The 14,372-nt window shown below is 69.3% G+C and carries 12 protein-coding genes; 8 read left to right on the plus strand and 4 right to left on the minus strand.

The window, feature by feature from the left end; all coding sequences use genetic code 11:
• Window positions 1-35: 35 nt before the first annotated feature.
• The 3 genes from AUL33_RS02620 to AUL33_RS02630 all read left to right on the plus strand — a co-directional run bounded on the left by AUL33_RS02620 (window position 36) and on the right by AUL33_RS02630 (window position 4,408).
• The gene (locus AUL33_RS02620; RefSeq protein ID WP_062203346.1) at window positions 36-1,796 is read left to right on the plus strand and encodes a chloride channel protein; all 1,761 of its coding nucleotides are present in this window, start codon (window positions 36-38) and stop codon (window positions 1,794-1,796) included.
• An 84-nt stretch (window positions 1,797-1,880) separates the two neighbouring features.
• Window positions 1,881-2,792 carry an aldose 1-epimerase gene (locus tag AUL33_RS02625; protein ID WP_062203348.1) on the plus strand — a complete coding sequence of 304 codons (912 nt, stop codon included), beginning with the start codon at window positions 1,881-1,883 and terminating at the stop codon, window positions 2,790-2,792.
• A 128-nt stretch (window positions 2,793-2,920) separates the two neighbouring features.
• Window positions 2,921-4,408: an NAD-dependent succinate-semialdehyde dehydrogenase gene (locus AUL33_RS02630; RefSeq protein WP_062203350.1), complete on the plus strand. Its 1,488-nt coding sequence runs from the start codon at window positions 2,921-2,923 to the stop codon at window positions 4,406-4,408.
• 3 nt (window positions 4,409-4,411) lie between these two features.
• Here the strand turns inward: AUL33_RS02630 and AUL33_RS02635 are convergent, their stop codons facing one another.
• Complete coding sequence (locus AUL33_RS02635; RefSeq protein WP_062203352.1) at window positions 4,412-5,623, minus strand: ROK family transcriptional regulator; 1,212 nt, start codon at window positions 5,621-5,623, stop codon at window positions 4,412-4,414.
• A gap of 349 nt (window positions 5,624-5,972) precedes the next feature.
• On the opposite strand from AUL33_RS02635, the gene AUL33_RS02640 reads away from it, so the two are divergent.
• The 5 genes from AUL33_RS02640 to AUL33_RS02660 all read left to right on the plus strand — a co-directional run bounded on the left by AUL33_RS02640 (window position 5,973) and on the right by AUL33_RS02660 (window position 11,194).
• The gene (locus tag AUL33_RS02640) at window positions 5,973-7,019 is read left to right on the plus strand and encodes a sugar ABC transporter substrate-binding protein (protein WP_062203393.1); all 1,047 of its coding nucleotides are present in this window, start codon (window positions 5,973-5,975) and stop codon (window positions 7,017-7,019) included.
• A 204-nt stretch (window positions 7,020-7,223) separates the two neighbouring features.
• On the plus strand, window positions 7,224-8,273 hold the full coding sequence (locus AUL33_RS02645) for an ABC transporter permease (RefSeq protein WP_062203354.1): 1,050 nt from the start codon (window positions 7,224-7,226) through the stop codon (window positions 8,271-8,273).
• On the plus strand, window positions 8,270-9,079 hold the full coding sequence (locus tag AUL33_RS02650) for an ATP-binding cassette domain-containing protein (RefSeq protein ID WP_374754397.1): 810 nt from the start codon (window positions 8,270-8,272) through the stop codon (window positions 9,077-9,079). The genes AUL33_RS02645 and AUL33_RS02650 overlap by 4 nt, the downstream gene beginning before the upstream one ends.
• A gap of 74 nt (window positions 9,080-9,153) precedes the next feature.
• Window positions 9,154-10,158, plus strand: a complete 1,005-nt coding sequence (locus AUL33_RS02655; protein ID WP_062203356.1) for a hypothetical protein — start codon at window positions 9,154-9,156, stop codon at window positions 10,156-10,158.
• 4 nt (window positions 10,159-10,162) lie between these two features.
• Window positions 10,163-11,194, plus strand: a complete 1,032-nt coding sequence (locus AUL33_RS02660) for a carbohydrate kinase family protein (RefSeq protein ID WP_062203358.1) — start codon at window positions 10,163-10,165, stop codon at window positions 11,192-11,194.
• 68 nt (window positions 11,195-11,262) lie between these two features.
• Here the strand turns inward: AUL33_RS02660 and AUL33_RS02665 are convergent, their stop codons facing one another.
• From AUL33_RS02665 to AUL33_RS02675, 3 genes are read right to left on the minus strand one after another with little or no spacing between them, the layout of a single operon-like run.
• Complete coding sequence (locus tag AUL33_RS02665) at window positions 11,263-12,435, minus strand: NAD(P)/FAD-dependent oxidoreductase (RefSeq protein WP_062203360.1); 1,173 nt, start codon at window positions 12,433-12,435, stop codon at window positions 11,263-11,265.
• The gene (locus AUL33_RS02670) at window positions 12,432-13,136 is read right to left on the minus strand and encodes a methyltransferase domain-containing protein (protein ID WP_062203362.1); all 705 of its coding nucleotides are present in this window, start codon (window positions 13,134-13,136) and stop codon (window positions 12,432-12,434) included. Before AUL33_RS02670 ends, AUL33_RS02665 begins: the two co-directional genes overlap by 4 nt.
• Window positions 13,133-14,206 carry a type III polyketide synthase gene (locus tag AUL33_RS02675; protein WP_062203364.1) on the minus strand — a complete coding sequence of 358 codons (1,074 nt, stop codon included), beginning with the start codon at window positions 14,204-14,206 and terminating at the stop codon, window positions 13,133-13,135. The genes AUL33_RS02670 and AUL33_RS02675 overlap by 4 nt, the downstream gene beginning before the upstream one ends.
• Window positions 14,207-14,372 lie beyond the last annotated feature (166 nt).

Raw genomic sequence — 14,372 nt, forward strand, 5'->3', positions numbered from 1 at the left:
ATACGACGTTCCGAACGACCGGCAGGACAGTCCGCATGAGCATCGCCATCGACGAATCGCCCGCCCTGCCCGGCCCGAAGGAAACGCTGCGTCGCTTCTTCCGTCGCAGCGAGACGTGGTTCGTGCTCCTGGCCTCGGTGGTGGGCGCGGCTGCCGGCGCGCTGACGGTGGCGATCGGCACGCTCGCCCATCTGTTCCAGGCGGTGCTCTTCTCGCTGCCGGCCGACGCGCGCCTCAGCGCCATGCCCTCGCTGACGCCGCTGCAACTGGCGGTCCTGCCGCTCGGCGGCGCGATCCTCGCGGCCTTCGGCCTCATCGTGCGCGCCCGTCGCCGGGCGCTCGTCGATGCCGTCGAGGCCAACGCGCTGCATGGCGGGCGCATGTCGGTGCGCGACAGCCTCGTGATTTCCGGCCAGACGGTGCTGTCGAACGGCTTCGGCGCCTCGGTCGGGCTCGAAGCCGCCTATGCGCAGATGGGGGGCGCGGCGGCCTCGATCGGCGGACGGGCATTCGCGCTCCGCCGCGCCGACTTCCGCACGCTCGTCGGGGCCGGCGCGGGCGCGGGCATCGCCGCCGCGTTCGGGGCGCCGCTGGTCGGCGCCTTCTATGCGTTCGAGATCGTCATCGGCGCCTATACGCCGGCCGCGATCGCGCCCGTGGCCGCTGCCGCCCTGTCGGGCTCGCTCGTCGCCAAGGCGCTCGGCGCCGAACCCTATGTCCTCGCCGTCCATATGGGCTCGGCGCTCGGCACCGCCGACTATCTCGTCTATGCGCTGCTCGGCGCGCTCGCGGCCCTCGTTGGCATCGCGCTGATGCGCGCGGTCGCGCTGGTGGAAGCAAAGACGCGGCCGGCCTGGCTGCCGCGCTGGATGCGCCCGGCCATCGGCGGCGCGCTGCTGATCCCGATCGCGATCGTCTCGCCGCAGGCCCTCTCGGCCGGCCACGGCGCGCTGCATCTCGACATCGGCGCGGGAGCCGGCCTCTCGCTCCTCGCCACCGTCTTCCTCGCCAAGTGCCTCGCCTCGATCGTCTCGCTCGGCTTCGGCTTTCGCGGCGGCCTGTTCTTCGCCTCGCTGTTTCTCGGCACGCTGCTCGGCCATCTCTTCGCGGGCATCCTGGCGCTCGTCGCCGGCACCCCGATCGTCGACGGCGGCGACGCCGCGGTGGTCGGCATGGCGGCGCTCGCCGTCGCCGTGATCGGCGGTCCAATGACGATGGCCATGCTCGTGCTGGAGACGACGCAGGACTTCACCCTCACCGGCGCGGTGCTCGCCGCCTCGCTCGTCGCCTCCACCATCGTGCGCGAGAGCTTCGGCTATTCCTTCTCCACTTGGCGGCTGCACCTGCGCGGGGAGACGATCAAGAGTGCCCGCGACGTTGGCTGGGTGAAGACGCTGACCGCCGGCCGGATGATGCGGCGCGACGCCCGCTCGGCGCCCGCCGGCACCACGATCGCCGAGTTCCGCCGGCGCTTTCCGCTGGGCTCCACCAGCCGCGTGGTGCTGACCGGCGAGGACGGGCGCTATCTCGGCATCGTCGTCACCGCCGCCGCCTATGCCGAGAACGTCGAACTCGACACGAGCGTCGAGGCGCTGGCGGGCACGAAGACGCGGGTGCTGGCGCCCGAGAACGACATCGGCGTCGTCATGGCCACCTTCGACGATGCCGGAACCGACGAACTGGCGATCGTGGATCGCGACGGGCAGGTGCTCGGCTTCCTGTCGGAAACCTATGTGCGCAAGCGCTATGCCGAGGAGTTGGAAAAGGCGCAGCGCGACTTTTACGGGGAGCGTTGAGCGCACGGCATGCCCTGCGGCGGTGGACTTGTGGCCGCCACGCGATAGCTTGCAGCAGCGCAGCACACTTATGCCGGAGCCCTCATGACCGACCTCGTATCCCTTCGCGCCGGAGACCTCGCTCTCGATCTCGCGCCGAAGGTCGGCGGCGTCGTGGCCGGCTTCCGGCACGGCGCAACCGACATTCTTCGGCCGATGCCGGCCGAGGCGATCGCGCGCGGGCTGGTGCGCCAAAGCTCTTGCTACCCTCTCACGCCCTATTCCAACCGCATCGCCCATGGCCGCTTCGCGGTGGACGGGCAGACCCATCAGCTGACCCTGAACTTCGGCGATCACCCCCACTCGATCCACGGCAATGGCTGGCAGCGCATCTGGCAGGTGGAAGCGGCGAGCGAAACGAACGCGACGCTGACGCTCGACCACGTCCCGTTCGGCTTCGGCCCCGCCGGCTGGGACGGCTGGCCCTTCGCCTTTCGCGCCGTGCAGCGCTTTTCGCTGACCCCGGAGGCGATGAAGATCTCGATGGCAATCGAGAACCGCGACACCCGGCCGATGCCGGCGGGCCTCGGCTGGCACCCCTATTTCAAGGCGCACGAAGGGGCGACGCTGGCCTTTTCGGCTGATGATGTCTGGCGCAACGGGCCGGACTCGCTTCCCGAAGAGCGCGTCGCCATCCCGCCCGCCTGGGACTACTCAGCCCCTCGCCTCCTCGGCGAGCCCAATCTCGACAACTGTTTCAACGGCTGGACGGGCGCGGCCGAGATGCGGTTCCCGAACGAGGGTCTGTCCGTTCGCATGGAGGCGGGACCGGACGTCCGGCATCTCGTCGTCTACATCCCGACCGGCCGAGGCTTTTTCGCGGTGGAACCGGTGACCAACATGAACGATGCCGTCAACCGGATGGACGCGGTGGCAGATCACGGGTTGCGCATTCTCCAGCCGGGCGAGCAGATGGCGATTACCATGTCAATCGCCGTCACCATCCTCGCCCGGTAGGATCGGCGGAAGATCGCGGGCGTTGGCGGGTTGCGGCTGCGGCTGTTCGCCCCCATCCTGACGATCAAACGATCAGCGCCGCACCCTCGAGACCGCCGCGGCGCATCCGAACCGAGAGGAATGCCACCATGTCCGCAGCCGAAAAGATCACGCGCGCCGAGACGATCCAGCTCAAGGATCCCTCGCTCCTCGTCGACACGGCCTATCTCGCGGGCGAGTGGATCCCGGCGGGGGCGAAGGGCTTCGACGTGACCGACCCGTTCGACGGCTCGGTGATCGCGCGCCTGCCCGACCTCGGCGTCGAGGAGACCAAGCGCGCCATCGATGCCGCGGCCGCCGTTCAGAAGGAATGGGCGAAGACCACGGCGAAGGAGCGCGCCGGCGTCCTCAAGCGCTGGCATCAGCTCGTGCTCGACAATGCCGACGATCTCGCGGCCATCCTCACGGCCGAACAGGGCAAGCCGCTGGCGGAAGCCAAGGGCGAGGTCGTCTCGAACGCCGCCTATCTCGAATGGTTCGCCGAAGAGGCCAAGCGCATCGACGGCGAGATCATCCCCGGCGCCAATCCGGCCCAGCGCATTCTCGTGCTGAAGCAGCCGGTCGGCGTCTGCGCCGCCATCACGCCGTGGAACTTCCCGAACGGAATGATCACCCGCAAGGTCGGCCCGGCGCTGGCCGCCGGCTGCACGGTGGTGCTGAAGCCCTCGGAGCTGACGCCCCTCTCGGCGCTGGCGCTGGCGGTTCTCGCCGAGCGCGCGGGCGTGCCGAAGGGCGCCTTCTCGGTCGTCACCACCACCGACGCCAAGGCCTTCGGCATGGAGGTCTGCAAGAACCCGACGGTGGCCAAGATCACCTTCACCGGCTCGACCAATGTCGGCCGCTGGCTGATGCGCGAGGGCGCCGACACGATCAAGCGCCTCTCGCTGGAGCTCGGCGGCAATGCGCCCTTCATCGTCTTCGACGATGCCGATCTCGACGCGGCGGCCGACGGGGCGCTCCTCTCGAAGTTCCGCAATGCCGGCCAGACCTGCGTCTGCGCCAACCGGATCTACGTGCAGGAGGGCGTCCTCGAAGCCTTCACGCAGAAGCTGCTCGACCGGGTGGCGACGCTGAAGCTCGGACGCGGCACCGAGGCCGGCGTGACGCTCGGCCCGCTGGTGGACGAGCGAGCCATCGCCAAGATGGAGCGCCACCTCAACGATGCCGTCGAGAAGGGCGCCAAGGTGCTGACGGGCGGCCACCGTTCGCCGCTCGGGCCGACGCTCTACGAGCCGACGGTGATCACCGGCGTCACGCAGGACATGATCCTGACGAAGGAAGAGACCTTCGCGCCGCTGGCGCCGATCATCTCGTTCAAGGACGAGGCGGACGTCATCGCCATGGCCAACGATTCCGAGTTCGGCCTCGCCTCCTATTTCTACGCCCGCGACATGAAGCGCATCTTCACCGTCGCCGAGGCGCTGCAGTCGGGCATGGTCGGCGTCAACACCGGCGCACTCGCCAACGAGATGGCGCCCTTCGGCGGCGTCAAGCAGTCGGGTCTCGGCCGCGAGGGCTCGCACCACGGCATCGAGGGCTATCTCGAACTGAAATACGTGGCGCTTTCAGGCCTCTGAGCCTCAGGCTCGCGCCGCCATCCAGGCGCCGTAGCGGCCGAGGAAGCGATCGACGCCCTCCGCCGCGAAGATGCGCTCGCGAACGCACATCGCCGCTCCGATGAGGCAGGCCTCGTCGGAGGTCGGCGCGTGCGTCAGCACGAGATCGCGCGTGGCCAGCGGCAGGCAGCGTTCGCGGATCGTCTCGCGGATCCCGTCCATCAGATGGTCGCCGGCCTGCGCCAGGGTGCCGCCGATGGCGACGTGGCCGGGATTGAGGATGCTGACGGCATCGCTCAAGGCCGCGCCGACCGCCTGCCCCGCCCCGCGCACGAGCGCGATCGCCTCGGGCACCTCGCGATTGACGAGCGCGATCACGTCGCGCGCATCCTCGGCCTCGAAGCCGAGCGCGCGCAGGTCGCGCGCCAGCGCCCAACCGGCGGCCCGCGCTTCGAGGCAGCCGAGCTTGCCGCAGCGGCAGAGTGGCGGCGCGTCGTCGCCGAAAAACTGGATATGGCCGATGTCGCCGGCCGCCCCCTGCGCACCCCGATAGAGCCGGCCGTCGGTGACGATGCCCGAGCCGATGCCCGTGCCGATCTTGACGAAGAGGAAGGCGTCGTCGCGCCTTTCGCCGCCGCGATGCTCGAAGAGCGTCATCAGGTTCACGTCGTTCTCGGCGACCGCCGGGGCATCGAACCGGTCGCGCAGCCAGTCCCCGATCGCAAAATCGTCCCAGCCATGGAGGATCGACGGCCCGACGACGCGGCCGGCGCGGTGGTCAACCGGCGCCGGCAGGCTGAGGCCGACCCCGGCGACGAACCCGCCGCCGCGCGCCAACAGCCGCTCGAAACCCGCTGCGATCCGTTCGAGCGCGGCGAGCGCGCCCTCGCCCGGTTGAAAGTCCACTGTCTCCTGATGCCGGATCGCCGGCGACAGGTCGGTGACGGCCAACCGGATGTGACGCTCGCCCATGTCGGCCGCAAGGATCACGGCGGCATCGTCGGCGACGTCGAGCAGCCGGGTCGGGCGCCCCCCGCTCGGTACGGTGTCGTCGCGCTCGCGCACCAGCTGCGCCGTGCCGAGCGCGGTCAGGCGCTGGCCGAGCGTGACGCGCGACAGGCCCGTCGCCTCGGTCAATTCGGCACGCGACAGCCCGCGCGAGGCCGCCAGCAGCACGAGGACAGACCCCGTCGCCTCGAGCGAGGCCGGGTCGAAGCTTGGAACGGTGAGCAACATCGACACGGCAACGACGATCCCGCGTTCGGGTTGCCCGGTCAATCGGAAGGCGGCTGAGCAAACTCCTTTTGTAAAATTCTGATCAAAACACGCTTGCGTTCCCCCATGAATCGCAATTTACTCCTCTCAACGAAGCCCGTCGCCACCGCGAAAACGCGGAGGCGACGGGCCGAAGGAGGCGCGGAACACGCACCCCATGAGGAAACACCCGGACCATCGGCCTCGCGCCGAACCCGGGTCCACAGATCCGGTGCGCTGCCCCCGGACGCCAAGCGGCAGAACAGGATGCTGAGGTGCGACCGTCCTTCAAGAGACGGCGAGCCCGGTAATCCCTCAGGGAGGATACATGATGATCCGATTCACGTCGAAGCCGCGTCTTGCTGCGCTTCTGTCCGGCGCCGCCCTTCTTGGGCTGGCAGCCGGTTCGCTTCCGGCGCACGCGCAGTCCGGCGACATACTCGTCGGCCTCGTCGTGAAGACCGAAGCCAACCCCTTCTTCGCCAAGATGCGCGAAGGCGCCAGCGAGAAGGCCAAGGAACTCGGCGTCAAGTTCCAGAGCTTCGCCGGTAAGTTCGACGGCGACAACGACAGCCAGGTCACCGCCATCGAGAATCTGATCTCGGCCGGCGCCAGCGGCATCCTTCTCACCGCCAGCGACCCGAAGGCGATCACGCCGGTGGTCGAGCAGGCGCGCCAGGCCGGCATCCTCGTGATCGCGCTCGACACGCCGCTCGACCCCGGCAACGCCGCCGACGCCACCTTCGCCACCGACAACTTCAAGGCCGGCGAGCTGATCGGCCAGTGGGCGGCCAAGACCGTCAAGGACGCGGCCACGACGAAAGTCGGCTTCATCGACGCCATCGAGACGCAGCCCACCGTCGACGTCGCCCGCGACCAGGGCTTCATGAAGGGCTTCGGCATCGATCCGAAGGACCCCACCCGCTATCTCGACGAGGACGACGCGCGCATCGTCGGCCACCAGTGGAGCCAGGGCGCCGAGGAAGGCGGGCGGACGAGCGCCGAGAACCTTCTGCAGAAGGACTCCGATCTCAGCGTCTTCTACACGATCAACGAGCCCGCCGCGGCCGGCGCCTACGAGGCGTTGAAGGCGGCCGGCAAGGAAAGTTCGGTCATCATCACCTCCGTCGACGGCGGCTGCCCGGGCGTTCAGAACGTCAAGGCCGGCGTCATCGGCGCCACCTCGATGCAGTATCCGCTGCTCATGGCCTCGATGGGCGTCGAGGCCATCGTCGCCTTCAAGAAGACCGGCGAGAAGCCCAAGACCTCGCCCGGCCTCGACTTCTTCAACACCGGCGTGACGCTCGTCACCGACAAGCCGGTGGCGGGGGTCGAGTCCATCACCTCCGAGGAAGCGCTGAAGAAGTGCTGGGGCTGATGCCGTTGCGGCATCGGTGAGATCGAGCGTCCGTCCCCTCGGCGTCCCGCCGCTTGGGACGGCGCTCAAGTCCTCGAAGCGGTCGTGACCTCCCGGAGTGGCCGCTTCGAGGCCTGACAGGACGGGCCGGCGCCCAGGCGACGCCCGTCCGGTCCCGTCTTCGCCCCCTTCGTCCCCATCAAGATCAGCCAGGAGGTTGCGGAAGTGTCCCCGACCGACAACCGCCTCAGTGCGGCCGACGCCGTCGCGCAGTTCGCCGACGAGAAGAAGACCCCGCTTCGCCGGTTGCAGCACGTGCTGCACCGCTATCCGACGATCGTTCCCTTCGTGGTGCTGGGCATCGGCCTCGCCGTGTTCAGCGGCATCGTCGGCGACCGGTTCTTCCAACCCTTCAACCTGTCGCTGATCATGCAGCAGGTCACGATCATCGCGATCATCGGCATCGCGCAGACGCTGGTGATCCTCACCGCCGGCATCGACCTTTCGGTCGGCGCGATCATGATCCTGGCGACGATCGTGATGGGGCGTCTGGCCGTCGTCCTGGGCGTTCCCGCCGAACTCGCCTTCGCCATCGGCCTCCTCGTCGGCTGCGCCTGCGGCGCGGTCAACGGCGTCCTCATCACCTATCTGCGCCTGCCGCCCTTCATCGTGACGCTCGGCACCTGGAGCGTCTTCGGCGCGACATTCCTCTGGTATTCGGGGTCGCAGACGATCCGGGCGCAGGAAGTCGCGGCCGAGGCACCCTTCCTCCAGTTCACCGGCACCGCGCTCCAGTATGCCGGCGCCCGCCTCACCTTCGGCACGATCATCGCCGTCGCGCTGGCCGCCGCCGTCTGGTACATCCTCAACCGCACCGCCTTCGGGCGCCATGTCTATGCCACCGGCGACGACCCGGAGGCGGCGCGCCTCTCGGGCATCGACACGCGGCGCGTGCTCCTCTCGATCTACACGCTGGCCGGGGTCATCTGCACCATCGGCGCATGGGTCCTCATCGGCCGTGTCGGCGCGATCTCGCCGACCTCGGGCGGCACCGCCAATCTCGATTCGATCACCGCGACGGTCATCGGCGGCACCTCGCTCTTCGGCGGGCGCGGCTCGATCGTGGGCACGCTCGTCGGGGCGCTCATCGTCGGCGTCTTCCGCAACGGTCTGGCGCTCTCGGGCATCGACGCGCTCTGGCAGGAGTTCACCGTCGGCGTTCTCATCATCGTCGCGGTCGGCCTCGACCAGTGGATCCGGAAGGTCTCGGCATGATGACGATGGCCGCTCCGCAAGTGCGCGCCGGCACCACCCCACCGGCCTTGGAGGCCACCGGACTTCGCAAGCGCTATGGCCGCGTCGTGGCGATGGACGGGGTCGAGTTCGTGCTGCGACAAGGCGAGATCCTCGCGGTGATCGGCGACAACGGCGCCGGCAAGTCGACGATGATCAAGGCGCTGGCCGGCGCGGTAAAGCCCGATGCCGGCGAGATCCGGCTCGGCGGCGAGACCGTCTCGTTCCGCTCGCCGATGGAGGCCCGCCATGCCGGCGTCGAGAGCGTCTTCCAGAACCTCGCGCTGTCGCCGGCCCTGTCGATCGCCGACAACCTGTTTCTCGGCCGCGAGATCCGCAAGAGCGGCTGGTCCGGCCGCATCCTGCGCTCGCTCGACCGGCGGGCCATGGCCAACGAGGCGCGCAAGCAGCTCTCGGCGCTGGGCCTCACCACGGTGCAGGACATCCACCAGAAGGTCGAGACGCTGTCGGGCGGACAGCGGCAGGGCGTCGCCGTGGCACGGGCCTGCGCGTTCGGCGGCCGGGTCGTGATCATGGACGAGCCCACCGCGGCGCTCGGGGTGAAGGAAAGCCGCAAGGTGCTCGACCTCATCCTCGACGTGAAGCGTCGCGGCCTCTCGGTGATCCTCATCTCCCACAACATGCCGCATGTGTTCGAGATCGCCGATCGCATCCACATCCACCGCCTCGGCAAGCGGCTCGGCGTCGTCGCGCCGCAGGACTTCACCATGTCGGACGTCGTCGGCTTCATGACCGGCGCGGCCGTTCCACCCGGCGCCGCAGCCTGACGGCTTCCCTTCCGGCCGACCGGCGAAGCGCCGCCGCCTCTCCCCCATCGATCGCATTCGAAGGACGACACCCGATGATCACCGCCAAGCGCATGGACGCCAAGCTCGCCCGCATCCGCAACGGCCAGTATACGCCGAAGGACTTCATCATCGCCGACGCCAAGGACGGCGACATGGCGCTCGGCACCGGCGTTTCCGGCCCGGAACTGGACGCCGACGGTCGCCCGACCGGCCGCATGAAGCCGCTGAAGGTCTATCGCGACGCGATGGAGGAGATGATCCGCTCCGACCTCGTCGACATCATGCTAACCTCGCTCTCCTCGGCCGAGCATCTCGCACGCCACGGCCTCTATGCCGGGTCGGACGTCACGAGCGCGGTGCGCCTCAACGACGGCTCGGACATCTGGCACTGGCGCGGCGCCAACTACAAGCACCTGCCCACGGTGCCCTTCCGCACGGCGCGGCTGGACCGCGTGAAGCCGGTCTCCGACCTCGGCCTCTACGCCCTCACCTTCTTCAACGATCTCGACCAGGACCGCCGCTCGCTCGACGCCTATTCGCAGTTCCGCGACGAGGCCTCGGCAGCCGGCGTTCGCCACTTCCTCGAAGTCTTCAATCCGCAGTTCGACGTCGCCGCGCCCGGCTCCGACTTCGCGACCTACAACAACGACGCCATCGCGCGGTGCCTTGCTGGCGTCTCCGTCCACGACCGGCCGCAGTTCCTCAAGGTCGTCTACAACGGCCCGCGCGCGACCGAAGAACTCGCCGCCTTCGACCCCGGCAATCTCATTGTCGGCATTCTCGGCGGCGCCTCGTCCACCACGCGCGACACGCTGGAAATGGTGAAGCAGGCCGAAAAATACGGCGCGCGCGTTGCGCTCTTCGGCCGCAAGATCTTCTTCGCCGAGGACTCCAAGGCCATCGTGCGCGCGATGCGCTCGGTGATCGAGGACGACGTCTCGTCGGAAGAGGCGACGAAGGCCTATCACGACGGCCTCGCCAAGTCGGGCCTGCGGCCGAAGAAGCCGCTCGCCGAGGATCTCGAGATCACCGATCCCTCGCTGAAGACGGGAGCCTGATCCCTTGGCCGAGACTTCCCGCAGAGGGTTCCTGACGGGCGGAACCTGGTGCGCCGACCACAACAAGATCGTCGACCGCTGGCCTCGCGAGGACACGGTGACCAAGATCCTCGGCGAAACCGTCGAGGGCGGCGGTTCGGCCTGCAACTTCGCGATCGACATCCGCCGGCTGGATCCCGGCATGCCGGTGGCGACGATCGGCTGTATCGGCGACGATGCCGACGGCGCGGTGCTGCTAGCGCAGGCCGATGCCGCCGGCATCGACCGGTCGGGGATGGTGATCCTGCCGAACGAGCGCACCAACTACACCGACGCCTACACCGCCAGCGCCACCGGGCGGCGCACCCATCTCTATCTGCCGGGTGCCAGCGCCCATCTGTCGCCCGACCATTTCGACTTCTCGCGCTCGACCGCGCGCATCTTCCATCTCGGCCTGCCCGGCATCCACGACATCATGGATGGGCCATGGAAGGGCGAGGCGAACGGCTGGGTGGCGGTGCTGAAGGCGGCGCGGGCGGCTGGGCTGGAGACCAATTTCGAGATGCTGCAGATCGCGCCGGAGCGCCTTCGCGGCTTCGTCGAGCCCTGCCTCGGCCATCTCGATACGCTGGTGATCAACGACTACGAGGTGGGCGCGCTCACCGGCCGCACCACCACCGACGACGGCGCGACCGATCTCGCCGCCTGCCTCGAAGCCGGGGCGCTGGTGATGGAGCGCGGCGCGATGAAGGTGCTGGCGATCCACTTCCCGACCGGCGGTCTCGCCTTCGAGCGCGACGGCACGGTGACGCGCGTTCCCTCGGTGGCGGTGCCGCCGGAGGTGGTGAAGGGCGCCAACGGGGCCGGCGACGCGTTCGCGGCGGGCTTCATGCACGGCTGGCACGAGGGCCGTCCTGTCTCGGACGCCCTGCGCCTCGCCCATGCCACGGCTGCCGCATCGCTGCGCTCGGTCGGCACCACCGGCAGCGTCGAGCCCGTGGACGCCTGCCTGGCGCTGGCCGATCGCTGGGGCTGGCGCGAGATGCCGGCGGCATGAACGACGGGATCAGTCTCGTCCTCATTCTCTGGAAGAAGACGAGACTTTCCACCCAACACCTTGACGGATCACACGAAAGCGATGGGTTTTGTCTTGCCGCTCAGCCGCGCGCCGAGGGTGAGGATGGCGGGCGCGGCGGCGATCAGCGCGCCCGCCACCGCCGCGCTCGGCGCGTGAAGCGCGATGCCGGCGAAGAGACCGGCGGCGCGGATGCGCCCTGCGAACTGGCGGCGCCATGCCGCCTCGTAGCGCTTGCCCGCTCGTTGGCGGGCGGCGCGGCTTGGGGCGGTGTCCGTGCCCAGCGCCTGCGCCAGCAGCCAGCCGGACTGGATCGCCATCGAGATGCCTTCCGCGATGATCGGATGGGACTCGCCAGCGACATTGCCGACGCGAAAGATGTCGTCGGCATAGGCGGCGCGGATGCCTGGCCGGATCGGCCCCGCCGCGAGCCACGGGCCGGCCAGCACCGCCTCGCCGATCGCCCGCCGGATACCGAGCGAGGACGCCAGGAGATGGCGATGCAGCGCCGCCGAGGCCGAGAGGCCGGGATCGCGCTGACGAAGCTCGGCCAGGACGTCGCGCCGGATGCAGCAGGAGAGCGACAGCCGCCCGCCATCGGCCCAGACGATCCCGCCGTAGCCGCCGGGGCAGGCCAGCAGCGGCATGAGATCGCGCGCCAGCGTGGCACCGTGGAAATGCGCCTTGAAGCCGAGAAGGTCGGTCCGCTCGTGGCGCTTGGGCAGGTGGCTCGCCAGCGCGCCGGGCTCCCACGATCCGTGCGCCGCGATCACCACCGATGCCTGCAACTCCGCCTCGCCGTCCGAGCCCTCGATGTGGACGATCTGGCCGTCACCGTCGGGCGCCAGCGACAGCGCGCGTGCAGGCTGGAACAACGCGACGCCTGAGCGTTTGGCCTCCTCCGCCAGCTTGAGATCGAGAATGTCGCGTCCGAGCGCGCGGCCGTAGCCCTCGCCCGCCGGCATCGGCGCGTCCACGACGCGCTCACCCGCGAACAGAGCGAGACGTCGCACCTCCGGCCCGGCCGCCGCCCGCCAATCCTCGCCGATGCCGAGGCGATCGATGACGGGAAGGCTGGTGGCCGACAGGAACTCACCGCAGACCTTGCGGCGCGGAAACGACGCCTTCTCAATGAGCGCCACGCGCCAGCCGGCGCGTGCCAGCGCGATCGCGCTCGTCGAGCCGCCCGGTCCCGCGCCGATCACAACCGCATCGAACCTCATGGCGACGTCCCCGCCTTGGCCGCGAACGCCTGCGTAAACGGGCCGCGCCGCCGCTCCTCCAGCGCGAAGCCCGCATCGGCGGGCCAGAGACCGGATAGCTCTCGCCCTCGAAAACCCGCGCGAACGCTGGCCGGCGCGTCGTGGCGCGTCACGTCGTTGGCGCCGATCACCCGCAGCATGCGGCTTGCCATCAGCGGAAAGCCGGCACGCCAAGGCTCGGTCGCGACGAAGACCGGCGTGATTGAGGCGATCCGTTCGAACAGCGTCCGCAAGGCAGCATCGTCGAAATGGTGAAGGAACAGATTGGCGGTCACGGCATCGAAGCGCTCAGCCGCGGCCAGTCCTTCGAAGACGTCGGCCTGCAGGACCTCGACGCTCCAGCCGATCGCGGCGAAGGCGGCGCGCCGCTCTGGCGTCAGCAGGTCCTGCCGGTCGAGCAGCGTCAGCTCCACCTTCGGCCAGCGCTTGGCAAGCCGGCGTGCCACCCGCAGCATGAACGCGCCGTCGCCGGCGCCGATCTCGAGGATGCGACGAGGCGGCGCCTCGACATGTCGGGCGAGCAGGCCGGCGATTATCCATGGATTGCCCATCAGGACGTTCAACCGGCGCAGATCGCCACGCGAGGCGACGGCGCGCGGGTCGCTCTCGGCGAGATCGTCGAGGATCTCCGGGCTCAGCCGGCGCTGCGCCAGTTCGCTCATCCGACCAGCTCGAACTGCATCGTCTCGGCGGTGAGGCCGGGACCGAAGGCCATGGCGCAGCCCGTCTGGCCGGCCGCCTCCTCGCGCAGCATCGCCTCCAGCACGAACATCACCGTCGCCGAGGACATGTTGCCGTTGTCGCGCAGCACTGTTCGCGAGCGGTCGAGCGCATGGGTCTGGAGGCCGAGACCCCGCTCGACGGCATCGAGCACCGACCGCCCGCCGGGATGCACGGCCCAGAGGTCTATGGCCTCGAAGGCGAGCGGCCCGAGCACGGCGTCGCGGTGGCGGCCGAGAACGTCCTGGATGGCGCCGGGCACGCGTCCGGACAGCATCATGTCGAACCCGTCGTCGCGCACGTTCCACGTCATCAGGTCGCGACTGTCGGCGGCGAGCAGCGCGTGGAAGCGGTCGAGGCGGATGCCGGTCGGCTCGGCGGTGACGAGGGCCGCCGAACAGCCGTCGCCCCAGAGGCAGAAGGACAGAAGCTTCTCGAGGTCCGCGGACTCTTTCAGATGCAGCGTGCAGAGCTCGATATTGACGACGAGCACCCGCGCGGCAGGCTCGGAGCGCACGATGTGCCGTGCCGCCTTCAGCGCGTTGATCGCGGCGTAGCAGCCCATGAAGCCGATGAGCGTGCGCTCGACCGAGCCTGGCAGGCCGCAGCGGGCAACGAGTTCGAGGTCGATGCCCGGTGCCGAAAAGCCGGTGCAACTGGCGACCACGAGGTGGGTAATCTCCTTGATCCCCGCACCGAGATCGAGACGCCCGATCGCCTCCATCGCGAGGTCGGCAGCGTTGGCCTCAAACAGGTTCATACGCCGCGCCGTGCCCGGAAAGGCGCCGCGCCGGAAGTCGCCGGCCTGATCGAGGATGTCGCCGAGCGGGTCGGCTGCCGGGACAAGGCAGGTGTAGCGGTGCTCGATGCCCATGCGCTCGGCCATGCGATGGAAAAGCGCCTGGCGCCGCGGGTCGCCAGCGAGCTGCGAAGCGGCGAAGTCGAGAACGAAGCGATGAACCTCATGGCCGGGAACGGCGGTGCCGATCCGGTTGATGCAGGCGTCTGTCAATGCGGTCTCGATTTCGGGCGGGATGCGACCTCGACCTTAGGTGGCGTGACCGCGGCCGAACGCAACGAAGGTTACCGAACCGTATTGTCGCGGACGCCGGCCTCCACCGGATGCGGTGTCCGCCCGCGCGGCGCTCGAAGCCAGCGGCGGGCGGGCTCCTCCACCC

This window comes from Aureimonas sp. AU12, assembly GCF_001463705.1.
Classification (GTDB): domain Bacteria; phylum Pseudomonadota; class Alphaproteobacteria; order Rhizobiales; family Rhizobiaceae; genus Aureimonas.